The following is a 26005-nucleotide window of genomic DNA, read 5'->3' on the forward strand; positions in this document are numbered from 1 at the left end:
AGCTTGCAAATCATAAGGTCGTATTCTGCAGCTGTCTGAACAGTAACGCCTCCCTTCCACTAGGAAATTGCATCAGCAGAAGCAAGTAATGAATTTGATGTTTGTGATCATAATAATCTTTTATCGTGATTAAATCAATCATTTTATAAAAATTATTGTGTTGTTTTACGATATTTATGTCATTTCGATAACTTTATAGGTCTTTTATATTGCATTTTTGATTGAAATGATTATAAAATTGACTTAAAGCGTCATTATTTTATTTCCAGGAGGTTGCTTTTATGAGTTTGACCTATAATGAAATTAAAGGCCAATACAAGGCCTTGCAGTTGACCTACGATTATATGCTCGCCAAGCGCGATGAGATTACCGCCTTTGTCCAAGCGCAATCGATCACCTCCGTTACCTTTGTCGGCTCCGGCTCAAGCTATTGCTTAAGTGAATCGGCCGCTTTCACCTTCCGTATGCGTGCAGGCTTGCCTGCGATTTCATTGGCCGCCGGCGACCTGATGCTTCACTCATCCCGCTACCGCTCCATGCTGGAAGGCACCTTGTTGATCGCCCCGTCGCGCTCCGGCAGCACAAGCGAAGTGGTCGAAGCGCTGCGCTTGATCCAAGCCGGAGAGAATCCTGTTCCGGTATTGACCATTTCCTGCGTGAAGAGCTCCCCGCTGTCGGCACAGGCCAATTTCTCCCTGGAACTGCCTTGGGCTTTCGATCATAGCGTCTGCCAGACCCGCACCGTAACCAATCTGTATGCAGCCAATCTCCTGATTGGCGCCTTTCTTGGAAACGATGAAGCCCTGATAGCCGATATGCAAAAGGCCATTCATCTAGGCGAAGCTTATATGGCGCGTGTGGAGAACAGCATCCGCCGGACCGCCAACTTCGCCTGGACGAACGCCGTCGTACTCGCGGATGGTGAATTGCAGGGTCTGGCCGCCGAAGGCGCAATCGCCTTGACCGAGATCGCCAAGACACAAGCTCACTCGTACCATCTCCTGGATGTACGCCACGGCCCGATGGTCACGGTTGGGTCGGACACGCTCGTCATCGCGGCCTTGTCTAGCAGCGGAATCGACCATCAGCGCAACCTGATGCGCGATATCAAAGACAGGGGTGCCACCGTTATCGCGTTTGCCGATCATGTGTCCGTGGTGCCGCAAGAGATCGTCGATCTCGCCATCATTACAGACAGTCCGCTTGACGTCGCGGTACAGGGCATTCCGTTCATCTTCATCTCGCAAATCGCCGCTTTGGAAAGCGCCGAACGCCACGGCATTAACCCCGATCAGCCCGACGGGCTAGTCGCCTGGGTGAAGCTGTAAACCGAGTCGCCCCCGCATATAGCGGCAACAAAAATAGCGAATCTCCCATAACCAGGAGACTCGCTATTTTCTGTTTACGGCGCGCGGTTGACGGTAAACTTCGCCTGCGGCGTAACCATGAGCGTGATATAATGATTAAAGTAGAAAAAAGTGAGGTGAAGCTGATGAAATGGGAAGAGATTGCTGAATCGCTTCCAAGCGGTTTGGTTAGGGCACACCACGGATGGTGTATAACTGGATAATTTTCGTTTCTTTCGATAGCCGAAATGCGGATGAGCCAAGTGAGTAGCCATCATGTGTTCTTTGATCTCTTGATCCAGGGCTCCTTTTTGGCTACGGTCCAATCGCGTTGACCGCCACTTGTAGTAACTGGTTCTAGGTACTCCCAATCTTGTAACGCCGTGCAAGTCCCTCAGTTCCTCAATGATTTCGTAGTTTTGCTGTCGACTAAGGCTGTCTCCTTTAACAGATTTGGATACCGCTTTTTTAAATAATCTACCTGCGCTTTTAAATAATCCCGTTCTTCTTCGATACTTGAGAACATCGTGCGAGAGCATCCTCTCATTGGACCACCAGAGCCTTTACGCGTATCGAATGCCTCTCCATCTCGATATTTTCTCACCCACGTTTTAAGTTGTGTACAGCTTCGTATTCCCAACTTTTCTGCTACGGCTTGATAACTCGTTGATCCCTCGAGGTACAATTGAACTGCTCTTAATTTTAACTCCTCCGTATACGATTTAAAACTTATCCCTTTTTAGCCATAAAAATATCCCCTCCAAATTCGCTCGCTTCTCATGAGAACATGAGGCTTTTTTCGAGTGTCTACTTTGAGGGGATAATATCAGCTCTGGCCTTCTCGATAAGTGTATGATCAATCTGCTCGAATCTTCGCTTTACGCGGCCATTCTCATGTCGGACGAATATCCGCCATACATCATATAACTTGCGTTCGGGGTTTGAACCTGCATCGGAACCATGCAACCGATGGCTGATGCTTCACTGCTATTCCATTGAATAAGTCTAACGACCGCTTCAACATCCCCGGATTGGTATGCCTCTGCCAATGCCCGAAGATTCAGGGTCATCTCCTCCTCTTCCGGCATAGCCAATGCAAGTTCCTCTTCCTCTGGATCCAGCGATTGCAGCACTTTGTGGGCACGATGAAGGGCCGCTTTCACCGCGCCCTCCGTTGTTTTCAGTTTCATTGCGGTTTCCGAAACAGAATATTCATACACTTCACGAAGCAGCAGCACTGTTCGCTGCAGGGGCGACAAGTGTTCCAGCAGCCATTGAAAAGCGAACTCGATGTTCAGTTTGCTGTCCTCGTTCGACGTTTCTTCCCTAGGCAAAACTTGTTCCAGCTTCTCATCCAGAATTCGTCTATAAGTCTGATCCCGGCGGACCCGATCAATCCATGTATTCTTGGCAATCCGAAGCAGCAGCGCTTCGGGATTGACATGGCTCCGCTGCTTCATATGCTCCAGTGCCTTAATCCAAGTGTCCTGCACCAGATCATCGGAATCCCATGAGGAGTTTGTAAGGGACAGACAATATCTGTGCAGGGTAGCATTCAATTCCTCCAGACTCAGATCAGCCGAAGGGGAGACGCTCGGTCGATATATCGTCATCGGAAGCCAACTCCTTTCCTAATCTCAGTAAGATATCTTATAGGTAAACGAACGAAGTTATCTTTTCGTTACTTTGATGGTCGAAAATTTTATTTTGTGGTTTCTCCGTATCTTTTGCGGCTGCCTCTTCGTTTACTTGCTGAAACCAGAAAACCTAACGAATATGGAGGATGAAACCATGAATATTGTTCCTTATGTTGTTGAACAAACCAACCGGGGTGAACGATCTTACGATATTTATTCCAGATTGCTGAAGGATCGGATCGTGTTTGTGGGTGCAGCCATCGATGACGCCATCGCTAACAGTATTATTGCACAACTGCTGTTTCTGGCGGCTGAGGATCCTGAGAAGGATATCCACATGTACATTAACAGTCCGGGCGGCTCTGTTTCTGCGGGCTTTGGGATTTACGATACCATGCAAATTATCAAACCTCAAGTTAATACCATCTGCACGGGCTTCGCCGCTTCTTACGGCGCGATCCTGCTGCTGGCGGGGGCTAAAGGCAAACGCCTCGCGCTGCCGAATAGCGAGATCATGATCCATCAGCCGCTGGGTGGTGTACAGGGGCAGGCCACCGATATTGCCATTACAGCTAAACGCATCATAAAAACTCGCGAGAAGCTGGCGCACATTATATCCGAACGTACAGGTCAGTCGGTCGAGCGTGTCGAAAAAGATATGGAGCGGGATTATTTTATGTCAGCAGAAGAAGCGAAGGAATACGGGATCATTGACGATATCGTCACTAAACTGTGACGCTATTCAAAATCATGTCCAACACCGCTAGCCCCGATACTTTATTTTATTCACAAGGAGTGGACTGTATATGCTGAAAAGTTTGCTGAATCAGGAAGTAAGTATTTATTTTACAGATGGAAGTTATGTGCGGAGCGGCACGCTTGAAGAAGTAGGTGAACAATTCATACGGTATAAAGATGAATACGAGATGCTGTATGTACCGTTAACCGCCATTCGTTACGTTTCGGTGAATACCAAGGAACGAGACAAACCGAAGGTCGGATTCACGCCGACTGCCTGATCGGATAAACAAGAACCGCATGGGCTAACTTAGCTCATGCGGTTTTCGTTTGTATCGCTGTTTATTTTGTCTAATATGAATGAGACCATTCGCTGTTTACAGGCATCGTTCTGCTCCCTCTGATGAAAGCCGATAAATTGCAGGGTATGAACAACGGAGTAGAAATCAATCATCGCCCGCTGCTCTTCGTTCGCCCCCCACTGTCTGCATAACGCCTCCACGTAGGCCATTCCCTGATCTCCAATATCGGAGACCACCGCCGTCTGGGTGAGGGCGATCATGTACAGCGGGTCCCCGAAGCAGACCCAATCGAAATCAACGATGCCCTGAAGCTCGCCTTCGGCTACAATTACATTCTTGATTGTAAGATCATCAAGGAAACAGACAGGCTCTACTTGGTTGAAATAAGGCGTGTAACGCTGCTTCATCGTTTGTAATTGGACGATAGTCTCCGGAGTAACATCATCGATAATGTTATCTATGTGATTGCGGATATCACGATCAATGATCTGTGTCCAGGATGAAAAAGGCCCCTGTTCCCCGATCGGAACCCAACCGAATCCGGTGCCCCTGGGAAGCTCTGACACGCTGCGTTGGAATGCAATGATCTGTTCGGCAAGTTTGGCCAATTGTTCATGTGTCATTCCCTCAAGCTCATATCGGAGGTCCCGTCCGGGAAAGTGCTCCAGTATCATATAAGCAAAGGGGACCTGTTCCAAGGATACATCCGTTCGGATCACTCTCGGTACCGGCAAGCCTAATGAAGAGAGAATCGCAATATTGTCCGCTGTATGCTCCAAGACGCCGGGCTTGTAATTGGTTCTGAGAATGATTTGTTCGTCTGATAATGTCACTCTATACACCTGATTGGTATGGCCAAATGACATGGGTTCGATCTTTAGCGGCGGACTACCGTAAATCTCTGTTATAAGATCTTCCAGGCTCATCTCCAACACCTGCCCTTAACGGTTGCTTTTTTTATACATCTTCAAAATGTTCAACGACGGGGAATGGATCGTAAAAGTGGTGCAGCAGGTTTTTCCATTCCTGATATTCGGCGGATCCCCTAAAACCTATCGTGTGATCCTCCAAGGTCTCCCATTTCACCATTAGAACGTACTTGTGTTGATCCTCCAGGCATCGCTTCAACTCATGATGGATATATCCCTCCATCTTGGAGATGATCCCTGAGGCGACTTGGAAATTACGTTCAAAATCTGCCGTTAGTCCTGGTCTCACCTGCAGCATTGCCACTTCAAGTATCATCGTATTTCCTCCTTGGTATCAAGCTAATATTCATATCACTCTATCCTCTATATTCAAGCTCGGTAGAAGCCTGAAACGCAAATCCCCCCTCTTCATCCGGCTCAAGACGATACACCTTCTGGACGGCATTCAGGTTCAGCCCTCCATAAATATGCGGGTACAATTGGTTCATCTCATATAAGTCCTCATATACAATCTCCGCATCCACCTGATCTTCTTGAATACCCAGCACCAATAGATCCGTCCTACCAGTATAGAACATATTGGCTACTCCGCTGACTTGCTCCTCTGTGGAGCAGTGGATAAATCGGTCCGTCTGTAAGCTCGGCGGTTCGTACAATCTATTCTCTCGTGCTACCTTCTAGGCTTCCTTAGAAATCATATGATAGATCATGCCCTACGTTCCTCCAGTCGCTGTGCCCCCAAATTTCTTGGAATGGTTTGAAGCAAGGAAGAAATTCGGGGACAAAGCATATGCTTCCGGAGCGAGCTTTCCTGTGGAAAACTTTTAGCCGACCGCTCTCGCTTGTCCGGAATCGTTTCGTCCTCTCCGCTATGTTGTGCGAAAACATACGTTAGACATACGAAAAGAAACCGTTTCTTGATTTCTGATTGAGGACTGACGAAAGTGAGTCTAGAGGTCAGATGGCTTTCGTTTGCCCATAATCTGCGTCAAGCAAGCAGCAACGGACCGAAGAGCAAGAAATAGCGGTGCAAGGATAACATCCTGAGCACCGCCATTTCCTCATTTGACACATTTTTTAATCTGACGAATCGTCAGCCAAGTGAGTAAACCTACTTATGGGACTGCCCCTTTACAATCGTATATTGATCCGGGTCAAAATCCTCGAAGATTACTTCATGGACGGATTCGCCCAAAGCATACGCCAGCTGCCCATTGATAAAAACGGCACATGCCTGCTCATCAATGCCGATCCCACGCTTCACCTTCTTAGTTCTCATCCCCTCCAGCAGATTGGACTGGTCGCTCCACTCCGTATAGTGAACGCTGATCAATACATTCGAAAGTAACCCTACCCCTTGCTTAAACAGCATTACGCTCTGTTCATTATCCAGCGGCGATATGAGGCAGATCTCCGGAAGAATCAAGGCACCTGCCGAATTCCCCGCAATGGGAACACCGTTCTCATAACAGTTGATCAGCAGATCTTTAAAACGACCGGTCGCGTAATAGTGATGGTATTTCTCCGTGTTGCCCCCGCCAATAAATATCCCCGTGGCCTGTGACAACACCTGTTCGGCCTGTTCCATGTCCAGGATCCCATCCTCATCAGGAACGATCACCTGCATATCCCGGGCACCTGATTCTGTCCACATCTGCTGAAACAGGGGAACATACTCCTCCCAGCCCGGTCTGTTCATGATGCATAAAACGATTCTAGCGTTGGAACCGCCCGCTTGCTCTACAAATTGTCTATTGGTCTCTTTTTGAAAGGAATGTCCTCCAAGCAAATATAGATATCGATCCCTCAAGATAACCCCCCCCTTATTTCTTCTTTTTCGGACCTCGTTTGTAAACATAGAACAGCAGCACGGATATAAAGTAAATCGGAAGCAGGATAATGCCAATCACAGCGCTCAACAGGACGATGGAGAGCTGACCCCGGTCTGCCATAACATCGTAATTCACATACCCGTACACAATCCAAACCAGCCATACCAATGTAACGGCATATCCTATTTTATAAGGTAATCTCACAGCATTGTTCACATCCTAGAAGTTGATGACGTTACACATTCATAGACATTTCGAATACAACAATTCAGCAAACTCATGTTGGTTCCGTTCCATCCATTCACTTCTGATCAGAAGTTGCTTCAACATCAGGTGAAAATAGGAGGCGATGTTCCTTCCGGCCAAATGCTGTCCGATATAGATGCTTAATAATGAAACATAATATAACTCCATGATATAGGGAATCCACTGGATCTCTGCTCGGGTTAACCTCATATATTTTCGATATTCATCTAAAAACAACTCGACCTTCGTCAGGGTCTGGTCCTCTTGCTGAAGAAGATGGTTCAGACAGATGGATAGTTCCCATATCCGTAAGTCCATAGCCGCAAAATCAAAATCCAATACACCGCTCATCTCCCTGGACTGGGGATCGATCAAGAGATTAAAAACTAAAATATCATGATGGACCATTTGCTTAGGCAGTACATTCAGTTCAGCTGCATGGTTCAACCCAGATTCATAGTATCCTTGCAAAACAGCTATATGTTCGGCATCAATCTCAAAAGGAGGACATGTCAAAAACTCATAAATGTTCGTCTGATTGGCTAGAGAATGAAGGTTGTAAACTTCATGGAACGCAATCTCAGGACAAACCACATCAACGGAATTCAATTCGAATTGCTGAAGAGCATATGATATTTCCCCAACGGTCCGTCCATAACTAAGCACATCGTACATGCAGGATAGATCAGGGACCACTCCTTCGATAAAGCGTGTCAGGGAGCCCAAGGAACCGTCCGACAGAACCACGTACTTCGCATCATCCTTACAGGAGACGAAACCTGGAACATCAAACGATAAGGAACAACGCTCCAGATAAGCTGTTAATTCAACCTCGAACCGCAATCTCTCTTCATTCTTCGTATGACAATTGTATATTCTTGCAACGTATTTCCCTTGATTCATTACGACAATTCGGGAGTCATTCGTCATGCCGAAAGGCACGGTCTCGATCGAATGCACAGGTCCATGAACATAATGCTGCAAGAGCTCCAGAAATAAGTGTTCCAATGTCTACACCTCATTTTTTTCCAGCGCGTTCCCCTTATGATCAATCTTATAAACCCCATCCTGATTCATGGTCTCACTCAGCAATACCCCCTGATATTCGTGTAACTTGTTCGACACATACTCACGAAGGAATGCTGTCACGTATAGACTAATGGTCCTTTGAACCTGCGATACTTCACCCTCTTTAAACAGTAGGGGAACATCACTGAAGGTCATGTGATTGGCGACCTCTACCTTTAAACAGGACATATACCCAGACAAATAATAATACAACCCTTCATACCCATCGACAAATGGATTCAAGATCGCTTCTGAAAATTGGGGTTGGAGTTCCTTATGGGTACATTTTTCTTGCCGCATCACCAAAAACGGAGTTGCGATATCAGCTCTATCCTGCAGATGGAGAAGATGAAAGCTGGGATCCAGCAAAATCGCTGCCCTGAAATCCGCTTTTCTCTTCACGGCTTCAAATACAGCTGCCCCGCCCAAGGAATGTCCAACCAGACCGATCCGTTCCATGTCCATCAATGGGGATGAAAAACAAGACTCTAGCTCTTGCAAATGAGCGGCCGTATACAAAATATCCTCCACTCTTGCCTGCAACAGCTCGTCCCACAGAACAGTATCAATACTTTCGATGGATGACATCTTTCCCGCTTGTCTGATAAAGCGACCATCAGGATAAATAGAAAACATGGATTCGTCAGTCGCTCCAATCGTTACCACGATAAATCCCTGCTTGACTAAATTTTCGATTTGAAACATGTACATATCTCTTACAATCCCAAAGGCAGGAACATAGAGAATAACCGGGCGTTTCTCAGCTGTATACATGGGCTCGGCTTGATTCACCACCGGAATCCCTATCGATTTAATATGCTCCTCATCCGCACCCATCTCTTTGAGGCTAGCGAGTGCCATTTCAGCACAGGGATCAAACAATCGAGCGTACGATGAGACCGTGGGACTCTCTGCATTAGTCTCTGCCGGATAAAATAGACTGATTATGATACTCCTACCCATATCGCTAGAGTCAAAATCCCCCCTTGAGCGATCGTAAAACACATGTACAAACCTTCCTATGTTCATTCACTTCACTCCAGAATAAGGCAGTTATTAACGTTGCGAATATTATCAAGGCCAGAAGGAACATATGATTCATCTGTGCTACTTACATAAGTGGATCTAAGGCCGACCCGGATTAACCTCCGGCAGCCGGCAATCCGATGAATAAATAGATAAAGAGTCATGACATAGCTCCTTCACCCAATGTCGGCGAGCCAGCGAACGATCCTTACACACCCTGCTCCTCCCTGTAATGACTGACATCCCCATGCAGAATGATGGAAGGCACCTCATCCGTCAGTTCAATCTTGCTCAGGCATGTCGGGTGGATATATGGCAGATCCCACAGCCGGTCCATGCTTCTCCCTTCAAAATAAGCCATTAACAGCTTGACCACCACGGTATGCGTGACCAGCAAAATGCTGGCGCCTGGATTCGATGCGGCAATATCGACAAGCTTGTTCACCGCTCGTTCTCTGACCTCATGAAAAGTCTCGCTGCCCGGGACGCCGAACAGCTCCGGATGATTCCAGAAATGATCCAACTGCTGAGGATATAATTCGCCGATCCGTTCCTGTATCTGTCCTTCCCATACGCCCAAATTAATTTCTTTGAATTCATCGCAAGCCGTAACCGACACATCTCGGTTCCCTCTAATAATCTCGGCTGTATGGAATGCTCTGTTACTGGTACTCGAGTAAATGAGGTCGATAGGGTCATGCTGCAAGGCTTCGCCGAGCCATTCCGCTTGCTGAATGCCTAGCTTCGTCAGCGGCGAATCCAGATGTCCTTGAAATCGGTGTTGCACATTCCACTCGGTCTGTCCGTGTCTTACGAGGTAGATGGTGGTTGTTTCTTTCATCAATCGTTCCCTCCCTAACCTAGTATGCAACTCATCGTTCATCGTTCAGCTAAATCGAACGGTCTGCTTGACGTATGGCATAAGCCAGCTTGTACAGATCAGCAATATCCTGCCTGCCCGTCTCTTCAAATCGCTTAACAGCTTCCTCCAAATCAACCGCCCCTACCGCGATGACCTGCTCGCCATCTTCGGGATTTAGCGGCTCTCCGACGATGCGTACATCTCCGTAACCTACCAATCGGACAAAATGAGGATGGGGAATATGCGGCCGATAGGGAGTCTTGCAGCTGGATTCACAACGAAACTGGCCGAAGATCCGATATGACTCGAGCTCAGCACCCAGCTCCTCTTTAACTTCCCGTCTAAGTCCATCCATATAGGACTCTCCGGGTTCCAGGGTTCCTCCAGGGAGCTCCCAGCTTCCGTCCTCTACCTGAAAAATAATGCAGCGATCCCCGTCAAATGGAAGGATGGTGACATTGCTGACCATCGATTCTTCGAAATCTTCGCCTAGGGCAAACCTGGCTCGCACTACACCCCAATGGATATCATTCGAGAGAGCCGGGAACAGGCTCAAATCCGTGTTTTTTCTCATGAACACAATTCCTTTCGAGCTTTACAAATAATCATTCAACCTATGGAGTGCTGTATTCATGAACCATAAGCACCTGCTCCATCGAGCTCGTAAATCCAAGCCCCTTCAGCACGTTCACCAGTTCCTGATGCGAAGCCCGGATGTTGAATGCGGATCGCTTGCAGGCATAACCGGGCTGCATTATCTCCAGTATCGCCGTCTTCATCACAGCTTCTGCATCGGGGTGTCCTGGAGCGGCCTCACAGCGAAACAGCGTGATTGCTGTCAAACGACCTTTGGCATCGAACACCCGCTTAAACAAACCAAAGCCTACCTGTTCTTCCCCTTCATATACAATAACGCATTCGCCGTCCTTGATACTGGAAGCGTCTGTCTGCCAGACTTCACCGGATCGATAGAAGTCTACGGAGGCAGTCTCCGCGGCTAGGCCTCTGACCAGCGTATACCTTGAAGACGCATCCTGCGTACGCTGCTGCTCCATGGACTGTTCATTCGTCATGATGAGAAGCCGGTCGATGATTTCATATCCAACGCTTTCGTAGAGACGAATCGCTGGCGCATTTGTGCTGATCGCCTCTAAATAGGCACGACGGACGCCTTGTTCTACGTACAGCTCTTCGTTTTTCTCCATCATGTTCTTGCCGATTCCCTTCCCCCGGAAATCGGGGGCTATCGCCGTCCCGCCGTTACGTGCAATCTTAACGCCTTCTTCCTCCCGAAAGCTGTTCATGACGATGCCGGCCGGTACGCCATCCATATAACAAGCGAGTGATCTCTCCATGCACAGACCATCATTTCCGATACGGGCAATGAAACGGTCCAGCGGCATCGAGGCGTTAACCATGTACCCTTCAAATGAGTGATTCCAGAGCTCCGATACTTCCCGAATTGGAAGCGCGCTTAGCGGTTTGTATGTAATCATATTCAAATCCTCCTAATCCATGAGCCACGAGTGAGTAAGGCATATTTAGAGATGCTCTCTATTAAAAACATGCAGGAAAAACACCTGAGTAAAGTACTCATCGTGTTACCCTGCATGTCTTAGCAATGCTTATTTACGATTTAAAGAGCTGCATCGTCTACGCTGTCCAGCCAAGCTTCGATGCTGCCAATGACGGAAGTGACACAGCCATCCTCGAATGGGGAGATCAACCCTGCCACCTTCACCAGTTCAGTGAAGGACTTGCTTCCACCTTGACGGCACAGGTTCAGATAATCTGCCCATGCAGCGGATTGATCCTCATGCATCTTCTTCCAGAACTGGAATGCACAGATTTGAGCCAGCGTATAATCGATATAATAGAACGGCGAATTAAAGATATGACCTTGTTTATGCCAGAAACCGCCTTGCTCCAGATACGCATTATCATCATAGTTCCGGTGCGGCAGATATTTCCGCTCAATCTCGCGCCATGCCTGTTTCCGTTCGGCCGGCGTTGCATCCGGATTTTCATAAACAAAATGCTGGAATTCATCAACCGTAACCCCGTAAGGAATGAAGATAAGTCCGCTTGCGAGATGGTCGAAGCGGTATTTATCCGCCTCATCTTCGAAGAAGCGGTCCATCCACGGCCATGTGAAGAATTCCATGCTCATGGAATGAATTTCACACGCCTCATAGGTTGGGAACCCATACTCCGGCACCTCGAAACCTCTGCTCTCATACACTTGGAACGCATGACCGGCTTCGTGCGTCAGCACATCAATATCGCCGGAAGTCCCGTTAAAATTGGAGAAAATAAACGGTGCGCCGTACTCGCTAATATAGGTACAGTATCCACCGCTCTGCTTGCCTTTTTTGGCAACCAGATCCATGAGGCCGTTCTCCTGCATGAAGGTAAAGAACTCGTGAGTTTCCGGAGACAATTCTTCATACATCTTTGCACCATGGTTGACGATCCAATCCGGGTCACCCTTCGGTGTTGCATTCCCCGATTTGAATGAGAAGTTCTCATCGTAGTACAGCAGTTGGTCCACATCGATTCGTTTCTGCTGACGTTCTTTCAGCTTGGTTGCAACGGGAACGATATGCTCTAGCACCTGGTTGCGGAAATTAGCAACCATCTCCGCGTTATAATCCGTACGGGCCATGCGGGCATAACCAAGCTCTACATAGTTGTTAAAGCCTAGCTTCTTGGCAATCTTGGTTCTCACCTTAACCAGATCATCATAGATACGGTCGAAGTTTGCTTCGTTCTCAGCCATGAAGCCGCTGGACGCCTCCATAGCACGTTTACGCATATTGCGGTCCGTCGATTGCTGGAAAGGAATCAATTGCGACAAGGTACGCTCTTCACCTTCGAACTGAATTTTGGCAGAAGCGATCAGCTTCGAATATTCCGTCGTCAGTTTATTCTCCTGTTGCAAATCCTCAATGATCTCAGGACTGAATGTTTTGAGGGAGAGCTCTGCCAGTTGGAACAGCTGCCGCCCCCATTTGTTCTCAAGCTCGGCTCTGAATTTCGAATCCACGAGGGCCCGATAATAATCCGTTATGTATTCCTGGATGACGGGTCCATTCTCGTCAAAGAAATCCTGCTCTGCCTTATAGAACTCATCGTTCGTATCAATCGAATGCCGGATATACACCAGTTGACTCAGAGTATCCATCTCACTGCGGAGTTTGTTAATTTGGGTCATCGCCTGGTCCTGCTCCTCATACGTACTGGCGGAGGTGAAGGCGTTAAGTTGCTCTTTAAACTTTTGCTCAAAAGCTTTTACGTCGGGGCGTTCATAGCGATATTCGCTGAATTTCATAAGATACACCTGTCCTTTCCCATATAAAAAAATGGATCCTGGCGTCTGATACCAGATTCAAAACACCAAACCTAGTATCTAAATTCTATATGCTAATCACAATATCCTTCACAGGTCTATGAAATTCTACACACCCCTATTCGTTACGTGATGATCTTAAGGCCAATCGCTGAAGCCAGGATTAGAGCAATGAAGAAAACCCGACGCGCTTCCTTCGGTTCTCCGAACGCAAACATTCCCAGCAGCGTGCTGCCGGCCGTCCCGATTCCCGTCCAAATCGCATAAGCGGTTCCCATAGAAATAAAGGCCATCGCGTACGTCAGCAGCAGGAAACTCGAACCAAGCGAACAAGCTAAAAAGATATAGGAGCCCAAGCTGCGCGTCAAGCTCACCCTTCTTAAGGCGATCACACCCAACACTTCACATAACCCTGCGGCGATCAGAGCGAGCCATTCCATTACGCACCACTCTCCTTCGCCTGGTTATCCGTATCCTTCGTGACCAGTTTGAGTCCCAACACACCTGCAGCCAACATGCCAATCAGCAGCAGCTTGATGGGATTCGCCTGCTCGCCAAACACGACGATCTCCACCAGCACCGTACCGGCTGTCCCGAGTCCAGTGAAGATCACATATACCGTACCGATGGGAAGTTTAGCTGCAGAGTCCAGAAAAACTTTAAAGCTGAATATAATCGAAGCGATGGTAATGATCCACTGCCACCAGGTATCGGAATGCTTCAAACCGGATACCCATACAACCTCCAGTGCCCCCGCCAATAATAAGAGCCACCATGCCTTTTTCATCCTCCAACATCCTTCCACTCTATATTTGCATGAAAATATTTATGATGTAGTTGTGATTGTAATCTAAAAATGGCATACCGTATAATGATAAATAATAATGATGTCATCATTTTTAGTGATGCCTGAAGGAGAGAGGAAGGTTTAGATGGAGCTTACCGATCTGAAGGTTTTTCTGAGGATTGCCGATGAAGGGAATATTACCCGCGCTGCGGAGCAACTTGGGTATGTGCAGTCCAATGTTACGGCCCGGGTCAAAAAGCTCGAGAATGAACTGGGGGTTCCCTTATTCAACAGACACTCCAATGGAGTGACTTTGACGGAAAAAGGACGGATGTTCCGGGACTATGCGTGTACCATTCTCAATCTGTCTGAAGAAGCGGTGCGGGCTGTACAGGAAACGCCTTATCCAAGCGGTTCTTTAACCATTGGCGTCGTGGATACGGTGCATTGCGGACATTTCATTAAATCCTTGTCGGACTATCAAACCATGTACCCGGAAGTCACGCTATCGCTCTTGACCGGCAGCTCTTCGGAGCTGATTGCCCAAGTATTAAACTATCAGCTGGACGGTGCATTTGTGACAGGAAACATTCCGCCGAAGCTGGTTGCCGATTATGTAGAAGAGGACGAGGTCAAACTGCTGACCAAATCGAAGGAACAGCCCTTTCCCGACCTGGCGGTCACCAAATGGGCCGTTGCTCCAGCAGGATGCCCATTTCGAAGTATTCTCGAAAGATGGCTGTTAAGCGAAGGAATTCCGCTAACCAATATGATCGAAGTCTCATCGTTAGAGACCCAATTAGGCATCGTACAATCAGGTCTTGCCGCTACGCTGCTCCCCACCTCCGTCTTGAGCGGAGAATTTGCGGATATGGGCAGCTTCTCGATCCCGGAAGCCTTCCGGCATACCTCGACAAGCCTGATCCGGCGCAACGACCGGTTCAGGAACAAGGCATTTTCCGCTTTTGCCGAGCTGGTTAAAGTTAATTTCGATAAGACAGAAGGTTTATGAACTGTGATGTCTCAACATCATAGTTGTCCTCCCAGAGTGGATATAATGGTATTCTCTCCCGACAGTTCCATCTGTTGCTGGATATAATGGGCGACACCATCAAGTTCATTCGAGTCGATAATTTGGTCAGCCAGCTGCCGTATCCTTTCATGCGCGTTTCGCACCGCGATCCGGGTGCCTCCGGCTTCAAACAGCCCCATATCATTGATGTGGTCACCGAAAACCACCGTGCTCTCCAGATCAATACCCATATGGGAGGACCATAATTGCAGTCCGTCTCTTTTGTTTGCTTTAGCATGACTGAATTCCAAGAAAAAGTGGTTATGGATATAGTAATCCGGCATCATATGTGCATGAATCACATCACCGAATAATTCCATGACCTCGCACCGTATCGGCTCCAATTCCTCAAAAAGTCCAATGTATGTAAGAGCTAGCGTCCGGTAATCCGGCGGACAGTTCAGGGTCCTCACTTCCATAAATCGCGGATCATGGGGCCGACTATGATAAAAAGCCTTCTCTCCCTCTCTCCGCAGCGCCTCATGCAAAACACGCTCACGATGATCCACATCCAATGAAAAATAGTAAGGAGTAATACCAAACTTCCTCCCCACGTCGATAATCTCATTCGAGATCTCCCGTTCAAGCCAGGAACCATCGATTACAGTTTGATTCACCCCGTCATATATCAAAGCGCCGTTATATAGAATCAGCGGGTACTTCCAGGAGATTTCCGAGACGACGCTTTGAGCGCTAATATAGCCGCGGGCAGTAGCAAACGTGACGACCACGTCCTGCTCCAGAGCATTCGCGATAACATCCCTAGTATAGGGTGAGAGTGTCTGATCTGATCGTAGAAGCGTTCCATCCAGGTCGGTAATATACGCTCTTTTCTTCATCATGAAGCAATGCCTCCTTCGCCGTCCAGTATGTGACAAAACCCAGTCATAGAGTAGCTCTTCTAAGACTGGGCCTTTATTATGATTCAGACATCTTCCATGATTATACAACTTCTAAGTTGGATAGGGTAAAGGAATTCTATAGAGTCATCAATATGGCATAACTTGTCCCTCGGTGTGAGCACCTTCTCATAACGATCCCATACCATGACAACATCTCCATTATCAAGCACCGGAACACAGTATACACTGCCAATCTGTTTACCCTCTGGAATCTCCGTTATAAAACTCAGCATAGGGGGATGGCACCTCCGAGATTTATTTAGTGATACGCGGCTGAAGATAATCTATAACTTCTTCTATATGCTGAATCTCGGCAAGCGGAAAAACACCCATGCTGTTCATTCTCGCAATGTTCCCGCGATAGGCGATAAATGGAATTCCGGCGCTCTCGGAGGCCGTGCCATCCACCCAGGCATCTCCGACAGACAACCATTCCTTCGGTGATGTATGAGGGAAATGCTTCAATACCTCCAAATAACCATCAGGTGCCGGCTTTAACAAGCCCATGGCTTCTCTTCCAATAATGAGATCAAAATATTGCGCAATCCGATTCTCTTCCAATGCGGCCATCGCTGCTTCAACCGCATTATTCGTCACAATGGCCAGATGCATCTGCCCATGCAAGTGCTGAACAAGCTCGCTTGCGCCCGCTTCTAGTTCTGCACCCATCATCCCTCTCATCTCATGTTCTTTGGCAATATTCCACATCGCCTGACGAAGATCTTCCGACAGCTGCCCTGTATTCATGGCTTCAGCAATAATGGTTGAGGTGGTATGGGTGTCCATAGACAGACCTTGGGGCAAGATTCTGTGATGGCATAGAAAGGCGTAGATGTCCCTCTTCATCGCGCCAAAATCAATGCTGGAATGCAGCAGCGTATTATCCATATCAAAAATAATCCCTTTTATCGTGAACCCGATATCTAATCAACTCCCGTCATGGAAACGCCTTGAATTGCGGCTCCAGCAGGTAAGCCTGATTTGGGTATTCGGATCAATGATGTGACGCTTGCCTGGCCAGGGTAATCCTCCGTCCCATCATCTGCTTGTGAAGCTAAAGTGATATATAGATGATTCTTTGGATCCCCTATCTGTTCGCTGGTCATCTTCATGGATGCGATCCGAAAACCTTTTGCCGACGGAAGCTGTCCTCCGCTAATCAACATATAAATTTCCTGACTCGTTTCCTTAAGCACCCACCCGCCGGGAGCCCTATTTATGCTGTCATCATAAAGCTGTTGAATATCCGGATCAAGATGCGCTACCGAACGGGACTGCCAAGTAAATTCCGAGGCGGTTTTGGTATATAGAAGCTGCTCATACGGAACTTGAATATAGTCTGTCTCGCGGATTTCCCTTTCTTCTTCCGTTACACACTCCGCATCGTAGAAATCGTCTGCTCTCTGCTCATAGCAGCCTGAAATCAATATCATCATAACAATCATGGTGAACGTCAGCCGTCTGTTGATGCGTAGTCGCAAAAAATGCACACACCCCTTCATCTCCTAATCATACACAACTTCCGTACCGGCGATAAAATCGTGAAGGGAACGCTTATCCTCGCGCATCGCAACCATAAAGATACTCACGATGAGACCAATTCCAAACGTTAGCGTATACACAATTCCCGCTACGAGGTTGCGGAGCAGCATCGTTCCTATGCCCGGCGGCTCAAGAAAATCGAATTTGCGTATTCGAATGCCGCATAAACGCTTGCCGATGGTATAACCATTCCAATACACGGGCACCAAAATGGCATACAGACCATAAATCAAATTATTGATCGGCTCATTCTCAAAATTCCCAGTGATCAAACCTGCAATGAACCATAACGGAAGGCTCACGATGATTCCATCCAGAAGATTGGCGCCTAGCCGGATCCAAAAGCCGGCAACTTGGTTTTCGCCCATCAATATACCTCCTTAAAAAATCAAGATAGCATTTAATTATGGACTCCTATCGGCGCTGTCTGTCTGATCAAACTCCTCCCAGTTATGCTTGATCTTGTTCAGGTCATCCTCTAGCCATTTACGAATGATGGGGACGATGAAGCATAAGATACCGAGAATCAAACTAATGATGCTGAATATCCACGGCCCTTTTCCATATTCCGATAACAAATCCTCAAACATCCAGGGATTGTATATCCCCGCAATCGCGGCTGTTAAGTACCGGATACCGTACAAAAAAGCCGAAATAAAGATGAAAATAATGCCCATCGCTTTATTGTTCATAGGGTATCTAGTCCTTCCTATTATCAGTTACTTTATCAACCAAGCAGCGGCAAATGATTATACTCTTTGGCTAATTAGCTCACTTCTGGCTGCGATTAACCACGGATGCACCAATTTCATTTTGTCACGTTGATTCCATACATGGCCCAAATACACAAGCGCCGCTCCGTCTAAATCCAGTTCGTCCAGTTTAGTGCGCATGTCCGCTTGAAAGGTGTGATCGCCTTCAAGTTCCCAAGAGATCTTATCCGCAACGAATAATACCTTATCCAATTGGCTTGCCCCGGCTTTTAACGTTGTATGGCATTCAATAGCGTTCAATATGTCCGGAGAAGTGCAGCCGAAGATACGCTGAGCCATTTCCATGGAAAGCTTCTGATGAATGATCCTGATATATAGGTGTTCCTCTTCATTAATGGGTAAAGACCATTCTTCCGCGGCCTCCTTCATTTCACTTACCGAAATAGCATTGCTGATATCGTGCAGCAGCGCTGCCTGCCGGGCTGCATCTGGGTTTACATCAAATAACGGCGCGATGGCTAACGCCTCTCGAACTACATTCATGATATGCTCGAACGTTTCCTGCTCTCCATGCTTGATGAGAAAAGCTTCTACATCATCCCTTAGGTTATATGTAAACTCTATGCCATGAGTCAACTTACTAAACACGGAATCCCTCATCCTAGACACACACCTTTCCACACAACATTTTCCAATCCCTCATATCATTGTAAGCTTCGGTTCCTGATCGAACAATAGTTTTTCCCACATTTCCCCATATTGGCGTCATCCAGCTCATGTTGAGAATGTAACTTCTACACAACAAAATCAGCCACAAATACAAAAAACAGAATGACTTTCCTACATCGTAGTTAAGCCATTCTGCTGCCTGTTATACACTATTTTATGTATGATCGAAATATGCGGTTACGGTTATCTGCTCCTCGATTTCATAATGACCCCAAGCAAACCATAACCAATCGTAACACCTACCGAGTTCAAAATAAAATCGTCCACATCCAGGCTTCCTCGCCGGGAGATCAGCTGTGCCATTTCGAGCACGAATAACCCGACTAAAAAGAAACCCAACATCTTAATGTATCGAATTCGAAATACAACTGGAATCAACACCCCGAAAGGCACAAACACAGCGATATTCCCAACGATATTGATCAATGAAGCCAAGCTGCGAATGGGGAAATAACTTGCCATCGTCGAAAATGGCACCAGATTATAACTGAATTCCGATTGTGTTGTCCTCCCGAATCCCCAGATCATCCAGTAAGTTAGCAACATGGTGTATCCGATGAGGAGGATCAAGGCGATCATTTTATAATGCGATTTCATTGAGGTCTCCTGTGAAAATGAATTCAAACATATTTATCCAATACGTAGTCTTCGATTATTTCAATATTTCTGCGTTCCTGTGCATACTGTTTAATGTGCTTCTTAATATTCGGATACAAAATAATGTCGTCCAGCTGCTCGAGCGGAATCCATTTCACATCGGTTTGATTCGGATCTGGCGCAGCCGGAAGTTTCGGGGATGATCCTTCATGTGGATAACATTCAAACACGATGTATAGCGTGTGAATGTCCGTTATGTTATTTCCTGGTTGCTTATGAGGAGCATTGTCGTACACAAATGCGACAGGTCCAACCTGTGCTTCCAGCGTGGTTTCCTCGTACAATTCTCTCAAAGCGCCCTCTATAATCGACTCTCCTGGCTCGGCCCCGCCTCCAGGCAAATTGTAATGCATTCCGTTCTCATCTACATACTCGACCAATAACACATGCTCATTTTGAAAAACCAATGCTGTCGGTCTCACCCGAATATGATACGTCATAAAAACCACCTCTCCACACGGCTAATGAATAGCTGCTGAATTTTCTTGATCTGTCTATCATACAATTAACGAAGTCAAAATGGGAATATTATGTATAATTGCAGGTCAAAAAGGCTATCGGGTGATCGCAGCAACCTCCCAGATAACCTCCATCCATTAACACATATTGTTAATTCTTTTAACTTCCTGTTCGATCGTTATCATCCAGTCTCACAGTTTCTCCCGTTTCGCGAGAGACATTTGCAGCCTCCAGAAAACGAATGATCTCCAGCGTCTCAGATAAAGGAACGTCCGAGACACCTGTCGTGAACATCTTCATGATCTGCTCCAGCAGACTCGCATAATAGGGTTTCGGATGCGCCATGATGTCCACAAAGCTGCTAGCCTCTGTTCGATGAATGGTCATCCCAAAGCGTTCGTTACCTGCCCGATTTCCCCGGATCGTCCCGACTCTCCCGTCATTCCAAACCGCTGTTAATACCTCATGCAATTCGGTCGCAGCGACATGCACGCTTACGCATCCGGGTCCGAGAACACGGTAAAGCATCTCCGCCGCATGGATTCCATACCAGAAAAATCCCGGCTGTGTCGGCTGAAGGGGGAGCGGTCCGGCGCAGTCCACGCCAATGATATCATCTACACCGCCGCGAGCCAGTTCATCCTGAAGCCCTTGCGCATATCGAAGAGACGAGCTGCTCATAACGGTAGCCTGAAACTGCTCCGCCAGTTCGGCAATTTCTATTGCGTCCTTACTGCTCACCGCAAACGGCTTATCAATAAATACCATTTGGCAATGAGGAGCAATCGCGCGAAACAAGGACAGATGCGACCTTCCGTCGACCGCTTCGAGCATGACGGCATCGACCTGTTTGGCGACGTCTCCCGGAGAATCCAATATTTCGGCTCCCCACGCAACAAGTTCCTTGGTATACCCGTCCACCCGGCTTATACTAAGCTCGAAGTCCGGGGATCCTCCGGGAAATGCCGCTGTAACCCTTGCGCCTGGAACGTAATAGGGATGTGCCTTGTCATGCAGCATTTTCGAGAAAATGGAGACATGCGATGTATCCAAACCAATCATACCGATTTTCAAAATCATAAGCTCATTCTCCTCTACCTACAGCATTTTAAATGATCACGCTAGCTTTTCGATTCGCTATGTTATTGAGGATATCCAGCAGCCGAACATAGGCTTTTCTTTCAACCATCATATCATCCTGAACCACTAAAGGACGTGACTTTAATTCGTCTTTTAAATTAAACCTGAATCCAATGCAAAAAGACCGCCTCCATCTGATTATCAGACGTAGGCAGCCTTTTTAGAGGATTTATAAATGCTCCGTGCAGTTGAATAAGGGGCAATTCCATTCACCGTTGGACTTGGTTAGAAGAGTTAAGGAGGCATTATCCATATAGGTAGATACAAAACGCTGAGGTAGCAACTTTTGCAGAGATAATCCAATGACGGCGCCATGACTCACAACGAGAACATGCATGTTCTCATATGCTTGCATTACTTCCTCCAAAAACTGAGTTCCTCGCTCGGCGACATCCTCATAACGTTCCATATCTAAGTCCAGTTCCCGCCAGGAGTGCCCCCAAGTCACCAGCCTCTCTTCCTCTGTAGTTCCTTCAATAAGACCGCAATCGATCTCGCAAATTCGTTGATCTTCCATGATATCAAGCACAGAGATCTCTTCAGCAATGATCTGCGCAGTAGCTCTTGCACGGATCAGGGGACTTGAGATGATGATCTCCCAAGGCTCTTTCTTTAAGCGTTCAGCGATTCGTTGAGCCTGTTGCCTCCCCTCCCCATTAAGAGGAATATCGCTCCGTCCCTGAGCCCTATTCTGAACATTCCAATCCGTTATTCCGTGTCTAATAAGACCGATGGTAGCCGTATCATCCACCTCCCACTAGGTACATCTCCATGTAAATCTGCAATATACTCTCTAAGGCTGCATCCTCCATTTTATCACGATGAGGCGGTTCACCAGAGCCACAAATGCAAACACAATGGCAAACGTTATAAAGCCCGAGGATACCTGGCATGCCACCGCGGTTGCAAATATAAGAAATTCGATAAGCAGCACCACGGCATGCGGCAGCTTGATCCTTGCTTTCGGAGAGATGGTCATGCCCCAGATGACGGCTGCAAGCAGTGGAAGCCCAATACCGAGTGCAACCTGTGCCATGAGCCCGGAGCCATAATGGAAGCCCCAGTAACCAATCGAAAATAATAGAATCAATTCCAGAATAAATCGAATCGCAAGATTCAAAACTTTGAACATATTGGAGCACCTTTCGTTTCCTGTTGTATACCAAATGTCAATGCTGTAATCACAGCTCGATTTGCTCCAGGTGATGGATCATATGATCGACATAATCGTTAAATAACCACTCCAGCGTGACCTCCTTTTTATCGGGCAGCACACATTTTTTCTGGAAATCAGACGAATCCGCTTTTTGCATGACACGCAGAATCATCCGGTTCATCTGCTGCCACAGTGACAACACTTCCGATTGATCATATTGATCCTGGTAATTGTTCACCCGAACCCAATCGTTCTGCGCGTACCCCTGAATGGCAATCGGATAATCGGACAGCAAAATTTTTACAAACCGGATATGGTTATTTACCGCTGAATCGCAAAGGTGACCCAGAATCTCCTTCTTGGACCATTTATCGGGCGCAAGCTTCAGATTGAACTCCACCTCATTAGTCGCCGTTACAATCTCTGTCATTTCGGTAATCAATGCTTCCAGCTTCATGATTGACTCCATACGCTATTCCTCCTAAGAGCTCCTCTCAGCCAATAAGCTTAGAGAGCTTGGTTCCATTCTATTCGTGCAATCGGCATTCCCATGAAATCGCTATACTGCTTGGCAGCTTCCATAAACTCCTCTTCTCGATCATTCCTTGGCAAAAACGGACTAAATGCGATTTCGATGCCGCTGCGCTTGATCTCCCGCTTCCAGACACCGACCACTTCCCCGCCTACCACCATCATCGGTTGAAAAACCCCGTTGCGATGGGGAGCGATCTTCGCATCGTGCTCTGTCTCTATGATCGCGCTGCGATCCTTGTAACCCAAGTAATATTCATCAAAACCCGGAAGCAGAACCACCGAATCCGTATCAGTGGACACGGCCGGTGTTGTAACAGAGCTCCAGTATTCCGTGCCGTTGACAAAATCTAAACGAAGGTTTGATTTTACGGCCTCAAAGCCTCGTTTAGCTTCTGTCAGCGTTAATCCGACCCACCACGCAAAATCCTGAATCGTTGCGGGCCCGTGACCTGAAAAATAACGAAGCGCAAGCTCCGCCAGCGATTCTTCAAGCGTTAGCTCTCTCGAATTCGGGACCCATTCATCCAGCAGCACGAAACTCTGCTGTTTACCTTCATGCGGGCCGAAACAGATCATGCCTGTCCGTCCCAAATATCCGAGAATGAAATAACCGCGGCCATTCTTGGTGCTGATCCCCGCTTCCTCCAGCAACTCCATCAGTCTGGGACGGGATACGCGGGTACAGCCACTCAGCGCGTTGCGAATGATCGTGCGGCATCGATGGAGCGTACCTTCGTCAAGCTCAAGTTCGGCCTGCTTCTTCTTATCATGTGTGTGAAAGCGCGATGCCGTCAGCTTCAGCATCCACTTGGCATCCTCCGCAGGCACGAAGAATATCGTCCCTCGCATCGGCCAGGTCAGCACGATCTTGCGATCGATCATGGCCTGCTCCACATCGGACAGCTTGGCAGAATGTGTACGGAGACCGATTCCCCATACCGCTTGATGAAAATCCTGGGACTGCACAGCGCCGAGCCCTCTTACGACTTGCTCTGGACTCTCAGGCTTCATACCTGTTATTCCTTGATTGAACAGCCTTCGATTCGCTATGATTCGACTTGGCACAATGGTCACTCTCCTAAGACATGAATATCTCGCGAGCCTTGAGCCTTCATTTTAAATCCGGAATGGACATCCAGGCGCGATCGTTCTGCCAACTCACCTCAACCGGCGTCTCAAAAAACGAGGTCAAATTCCCGCTTGTCAGCATATCCTTGGAGCTCCCCTGTCCGAATACTGTGCCCCGGCGGATGAGCAACGAGTGCGAGAAGATCGGCAGTATTTCTTCGATATGGTGCGTAACGAATAGCAGGGTCGGCGCATCGGGCTTTGAAGCCAGTGCCGTAATGCTGGACAGCAGCGCTTCCCTCGACAGAAAATCCAGTCCGTTACAGGCCTCATCCAGTATCAACAGCCTTGGAGAAGCCATAAGCGCCCTAGCGATCAGCAGCTTCTGCTTCTCCCCTTGCGAACAGGTTTCATATGTACGACCCAGCAGATGAATGCAATTGAAATCCTTCATAAGCTGCTCAGCCTGTTCCCGATCTGCTTCATCCACCTTCTGATACAAGCCAATCGAGGCGTGTTTGCCGCTGATCACGACATCCAGCGTGGACTCATTCGGACGGATTCTTTCCTGCAACGAGGAGCTGACCCAGCCTATCGATTTACGCAATTCTCTTAAATCCACCCTGCCAAAACGATGCCCGAGCACCGAAACCGTACCGCTGGTCGGCCAGATATAACCGTTAATCATATTCAAAATGGTTGTCTTTCCGGAGCCGTTCAGCCCAAGAACCGCCCAATGCTCTCCTTGCTGTACGGTCCAATCCACGCCTGCAAGAACGGTCTTCTGCTCCCGTTGCCAGGTTACGTTATTCAGTTCAATCGTCGTGTTCATTGCTGATCTCTCTCCTTCTCTACTTCGTCTCTCTTTTCCTCTTTTCAAGGATTATACCAGCAATTACATATTCCTCAATAGCGAGATGAGATCCAGCCTTGTGAGCAGTCTACGTCTTGGAGTCAAGCTATGTATACCGAGCCGGACATTTCATATATTAAAGAAGCTTTGATCAACGATTAAATGTTGACAAATAATTATTTTCGTGTTATGATATAATATTTTTCTATTTACATGAGTTTGCTGATTTGATAATCTACTTCTACTCAAGATAAACACGGGAAGAACCCTTTATACGTGGAGGTATGTAACATGCAAATCGATCAAGGCATTGCCATGCTGGAAATTTCCGCAGCCATGCTGGGACGAATCGAAACGATCCATCCAACATTCATATGGGATCATCAGAACCGGGTGCTTATCGATACCGGCTATCCCGGCCAGTTCCCGATTATTCAGGAGCAGCTATCGGACATCGGGGTTTCCGTCCAGGATGTAAGCAAAATTATTATAACACACCAGGATTTGGATCATATCGGCAGTTTGCCGGCCATGATCCAGCACAGCAACCACGCCCCGGAAGTGTTCGCCAGCGAAATTGAAAAGCCTTATATCGAAGGAGATACAAGGCTTGTCAAATTATCGCCCGAGGCCATTACACAAGCGCTGGCTTCGATGCCGGATCACGTTCCGCCGGAGTGGAGGAATGCGTTTAAGCAAACGCTGGAGAATCCTCCCACAGCCCCAGTGAACAGCATTTTGCGCGACGGCGAGGAACTGCCGTTTGGCGGCGGTATCATCGTGATCCATACGCCGGGCCACACCCCGGGCCATACCAGCTTATATCATATGCCGAGCAAAACCCTGATTGCCGCAGATGCCCTGAACGTTGTAGAGGGACGACTGGTCGGACCAGATCCTGCAAACACTTATGATTTAGCATTAGCCAAGAGTTCCCTGCAAAAGCTCACTCAGTATGACATCCAGAACGTGATCTGTTATCATGGTGGTTTATTTACGGACAATCCCAATCAACACATTTGTGAATTGGCTTACCCTTAAAGCGTTTGTCGGTCCAC

Annotated in this window: 35 protein-coding genes; 5 read left to right on the plus strand and 30 right to left on the minus strand. The window is 47.5% G+C overall.

Features of this window, described 5'->3' with window-relative positions:
- Positions 1 to 281: 281 nt before the first annotated feature.
- Positions 282 to 1328, plus strand: coding sequence for an SIS domain-containing protein (locus MHH48_RS24000; protein ID WP_076325130.1), 1047 nt, complete (start codon positions 282 to 284; stop codon positions 1326 to 1328).
- A gap of 74 nt (positions 1329 to 1402) precedes the next feature.
- On the opposite strand, the gene MHH48_RS24005 is transcribed toward MHH48_RS24000, so the two are convergent.
- From MHH48_RS24005 to MHH48_RS24015, 3 genes are all read right to left on the minus strand, one after another.
- Positions 1403 to 1672 (minus strand): hypothetical protein, encoded by a 270-nt coding sequence (locus tag MHH48_RS24005; RefSeq protein WP_076325131.1) that lies wholly within the window; start codon positions 1670 to 1672, stop codon positions 1403 to 1405.
- A gap of 68 nt (positions 1673 to 1740) precedes the next feature.
- Complete coding sequence (locus MHH48_RS24010; protein WP_340387556.1) at positions 1741 to 2031, minus strand: hypothetical protein; 291 nt, start codon at positions 2029 to 2031, stop codon at positions 1741 to 1743.
- 193 nt (positions 2032 to 2224) lie between these two features.
- Positions 2225 to 2959, minus strand: coding sequence for a sigma-70 family RNA polymerase sigma factor (locus MHH48_RS24015; RefSeq protein WP_076325133.1), 735 nt, complete (start codon positions 2957 to 2959; stop codon positions 2225 to 2227).
- 178 nt (positions 2960 to 3137) lie between these two features.
- Here MHH48_RS24015 and clpP point away from each other — a divergent pair, with 178 nt between their 5' ends.
- Together clpP and MHH48_RS24025 are read left to right on the plus strand one after the other, a co-directional pair.
- Positions 3138 to 3719, plus strand: coding sequence for an ATP-dependent Clp endopeptidase proteolytic subunit ClpP (gene clpP, locus MHH48_RS24020; protein WP_340387559.1), 582 nt, complete (start codon positions 3138 to 3140; stop codon positions 3717 to 3719).
- Positions 3720 to 3789: 70 nt separating this feature from the next.
- Positions 3790 to 4002: a hypothetical protein gene (locus tag MHH48_RS24025; RefSeq protein WP_076325135.1), complete on the plus strand. Its 213-nt coding sequence runs from the start codon at positions 3790 to 3792 to the stop codon at positions 4000 to 4002.
- Between the two features lie 29 nt (positions 4003 to 4031).
- On the opposite strand, the gene MHH48_RS24030 is transcribed toward MHH48_RS24025, so the two are convergent.
- The 13 genes from MHH48_RS24030 to MHH48_RS24090 form a co-directional block, all read right to left on the minus strand.
- Complete coding sequence (locus tag MHH48_RS24030; protein ID WP_076325136.1) at positions 4032 to 4949, minus strand: aminoglycoside phosphotransferase family protein; 918 nt, start codon at positions 4947 to 4949, stop codon at positions 4032 to 4034.
- Positions 4950 to 4980: 31 nt separating this feature from the next.
- Positions 4981 to 5268, minus strand: coding sequence for an antibiotic biosynthesis monooxygenase (locus MHH48_RS24035; protein WP_076325137.1), 288 nt, complete (start codon positions 5266 to 5268; stop codon positions 4981 to 4983).
- A 40-nt stretch (positions 5269 to 5308) separates the two neighbouring features.
- Positions 5309 to 5608: a DUF952 domain-containing protein gene (locus MHH48_RS24040; RefSeq protein ID WP_340387564.1), complete on the minus strand. Its 300-nt coding sequence runs from the start codon at positions 5606 to 5608 to the stop codon at positions 5309 to 5311.
- Positions 5609 to 6063: 455 nt separating this feature from the next.
- Positions 6064 to 6762, minus strand: a complete 699-nt coding sequence (locus MHH48_RS24045; protein ID WP_076325138.1) for a cyanophycinase — start codon at positions 6760 to 6762, stop codon at positions 6064 to 6066.
- A 13-nt stretch (positions 6763 to 6775) separates the two neighbouring features.
- A complete protein-coding gene (locus MHH48_RS24050) occupies positions 6776 to 6988 on the minus strand; it encodes a hypothetical protein (protein WP_076325139.1) in 213 nt (70 codons plus the stop codon).
- Positions 6989 to 7027: 39 nt separating this feature from the next.
- Complete coding sequence (locus MHH48_RS24055) at positions 7028 to 8038, minus strand: phosphotransferase (protein ID WP_076325140.1); 1011 nt, start codon at positions 8036 to 8038, stop codon at positions 7028 to 7030.
- Between the two features lie 3 nt (positions 8039 to 8041).
- Complete coding sequence (locus MHH48_RS24060; RefSeq protein WP_076325141.1) at positions 8042 to 9127, minus strand: dienelactone hydrolase family protein; 1086 nt, start codon at positions 9125 to 9127, stop codon at positions 8042 to 8044.
- A 205-nt stretch (positions 9128 to 9332) separates the two neighbouring features.
- Complete coding sequence (locus MHH48_RS24065; RefSeq protein ID WP_076325142.1) at positions 9333 to 9965, minus strand: histidine phosphatase family protein; 633 nt, start codon at positions 9963 to 9965, stop codon at positions 9333 to 9335.
- 49 nt (positions 9966 to 10014) lie between these two features.
- The gene (locus MHH48_RS24070; protein ID WP_076325143.1) at positions 10015 to 10560 is read right to left on the minus strand and encodes an NUDIX hydrolase; all 546 of its coding nucleotides are present in this window, start codon (positions 10558 to 10560) and stop codon (positions 10015 to 10017) included.
- A 40-nt stretch (positions 10561 to 10600) separates the two neighbouring features.
- Entirely contained in the window at positions 10601 to 11482 is an 882-nt protein-coding gene (locus MHH48_RS24075; RefSeq protein WP_076325144.1) for a GNAT family N-acetyltransferase, read from the minus strand.
- A gap of 140 nt (positions 11483 to 11622) precedes the next feature.
- Complete coding sequence (locus MHH48_RS24080; protein ID WP_076325145.1) at positions 11623 to 13317, minus strand: M3 family oligoendopeptidase; 1695 nt, start codon at positions 13315 to 13317, stop codon at positions 11623 to 11625.
- A 143-nt stretch (positions 13318 to 13460) separates the two neighbouring features.
- On the minus strand, positions 13461 to 13775 hold the full coding sequence (locus MHH48_RS24085; protein ID WP_076325146.1) for a multidrug efflux SMR transporter: 315 nt from the start codon (positions 13773 to 13775) through the stop codon (positions 13461 to 13463).
- Positions 13775 to 14122 carry an SMR family transporter gene (locus MHH48_RS24090; protein WP_076325147.1) on the minus strand — a complete coding sequence of 116 codons (348 nt, stop codon included), beginning with the start codon at positions 14120 to 14122 and terminating at the stop codon, positions 13775 to 13777. Before MHH48_RS24090 ends, MHH48_RS24085 begins: the two co-directional genes overlap by 1 nt.
- A gap of 145 nt (positions 14123 to 14267) precedes the next feature.
- On the opposite strand from MHH48_RS24090, the gene MHH48_RS24095 reads away from it, so the two are divergent.
- Entirely contained in the window at positions 14268 to 15134 is an 867-nt protein-coding gene (locus tag MHH48_RS24095; RefSeq protein ID WP_076325148.1) for a LysR family transcriptional regulator, read from the plus strand.
- Positions 15135 to 15151: 17 nt separating this feature from the next.
- On the opposite strand, the gene MHH48_RS24100 is transcribed toward MHH48_RS24095, so the two are convergent.
- The 14 genes from MHH48_RS24100 to MHH48_RS24165 form a co-directional block, all read right to left on the minus strand.
- The gene (locus MHH48_RS24100) at positions 15152 to 16033 is read right to left on the minus strand and encodes a Cof-type HAD-IIB family hydrolase (RefSeq protein ID WP_076325265.1); all 882 of its coding nucleotides are present in this window, start codon (positions 16031 to 16033) and stop codon (positions 15152 to 15154) included.
- A gap of 318 nt (positions 16034 to 16351) precedes the next feature.
- The gene (locus MHH48_RS24105; RefSeq protein ID WP_076325150.1) at positions 16352 to 16984 is read right to left on the minus strand and encodes an HAD-IA family hydrolase; all 633 of its coding nucleotides are present in this window, start codon (positions 16982 to 16984) and stop codon (positions 16352 to 16354) included.
- Between the two features lie 35 nt (positions 16985 to 17019).
- Positions 17020 to 17577 carry a hypothetical protein gene (locus MHH48_RS24110; RefSeq protein WP_076325266.1) on the minus strand — a complete coding sequence of 186 codons (558 nt, stop codon included), beginning with the start codon at positions 17575 to 17577 and terminating at the stop codon, positions 17020 to 17022.
- A gap of 24 nt (positions 17578 to 17601) precedes the next feature.
- A complete protein-coding gene (locus tag MHH48_RS24115) occupies positions 17602 to 18006 on the minus strand; it encodes an RDD family protein (protein ID WP_076325151.1) in 405 nt (134 codons plus the stop codon).
- A 36-nt stretch (positions 18007 to 18042) separates the two neighbouring features.
- Complete coding sequence (locus tag MHH48_RS24120; RefSeq protein WP_076325152.1) at positions 18043 to 18330, minus strand: hypothetical protein; 288 nt, start codon at positions 18328 to 18330, stop codon at positions 18043 to 18045.
- Between the two features lie 57 nt (positions 18331 to 18387).
- Positions 18388 to 18999: a bis(5'-nucleosyl)-tetraphosphatase (symmetrical) YqeK gene (gene yqeK / locus MHH48_RS24125; RefSeq protein ID WP_179090705.1), complete on the minus strand. Its 612-nt coding sequence runs from the start codon at positions 18997 to 18999 to the stop codon at positions 18388 to 18390.
- A 264-nt stretch (positions 19000 to 19263) separates the two neighbouring features.
- Positions 19264 to 19677, minus strand: a complete 414-nt coding sequence (locus tag MHH48_RS24130) for a VanZ family protein (protein WP_076325154.1) — start codon at positions 19675 to 19677, stop codon at positions 19264 to 19266.
- Positions 19678 to 19700: 23 nt separating this feature from the next.
- A complete protein-coding gene (locus tag MHH48_RS24135) occupies positions 19701 to 20177 on the minus strand; it encodes an NUDIX domain-containing protein (RefSeq protein WP_076325155.1) in 477 nt (158 codons plus the stop codon).
- Between the two features lie 178 nt (positions 20178 to 20355).
- Entirely contained in the window at positions 20356 to 21276 is a 921-nt protein-coding gene (locus MHH48_RS24140; protein ID WP_076325156.1) for an oxidoreductase, read from the minus strand.
- 229 nt (positions 21277 to 21505) lie between these two features.
- A complete protein-coding gene (locus MHH48_RS24145; RefSeq protein ID WP_076325157.1) occupies positions 21506 to 22087 on the minus strand; it encodes a histidine phosphatase family protein in 582 nt (193 codons plus the stop codon).
- 42 nt (positions 22088 to 22129) lie between these two features.
- On the minus strand, positions 22130 to 22468 hold the full coding sequence (locus MHH48_RS24150; RefSeq protein ID WP_076325158.1) for a YrdB family protein: 339 nt from the start codon (positions 22466 to 22468) through the stop codon (positions 22130 to 22132).
- 49 nt (positions 22469 to 22517) lie between these two features.
- Complete coding sequence (locus MHH48_RS24155) at positions 22518 to 22961, minus strand: DinB family protein (RefSeq protein WP_076325159.1); 444 nt, start codon at positions 22959 to 22961, stop codon at positions 22518 to 22520.
- A gap of 38 nt (positions 22962 to 22999) precedes the next feature.
- The gene (locus MHH48_RS24160) at positions 23000 to 24091 is read right to left on the minus strand and encodes a winged helix DNA-binding domain-containing protein (protein WP_076325160.1); all 1092 of its coding nucleotides are present in this window, start codon (positions 24089 to 24091) and stop codon (positions 23000 to 23002) included.
- 46 nt (positions 24092 to 24137) lie between these two features.
- A complete protein-coding gene (locus MHH48_RS24165) occupies positions 24138 to 24926 on the minus strand; it encodes an ABC transporter ATP-binding protein (RefSeq protein WP_076325161.1) in 789 nt (262 codons plus the stop codon).
- A 312-nt stretch (positions 24927 to 25238) separates the two neighbouring features.
- Here MHH48_RS24165 and MHH48_RS24170 point away from each other — a divergent pair, with 312 nt between their 5' ends.
- On the plus strand, positions 25239 to 25988 hold the full coding sequence (locus tag MHH48_RS24170) for an MBL fold metallo-hydrolase (protein ID WP_076325162.1): 750 nt from the start codon (positions 25239 to 25241) through the stop codon (positions 25986 to 25988).
- Positions 25989 to 26005: the final 17 nt, after the last annotated feature.

It is taken from the genome of Paenibacillus sp. FSL F4-0100, from assembly GCF_037993005.1.
GTDB lineage: Bacteria > Bacillota > Bacilli > Paenibacillales > Paenibacillaceae > Paenibacillus_AQ.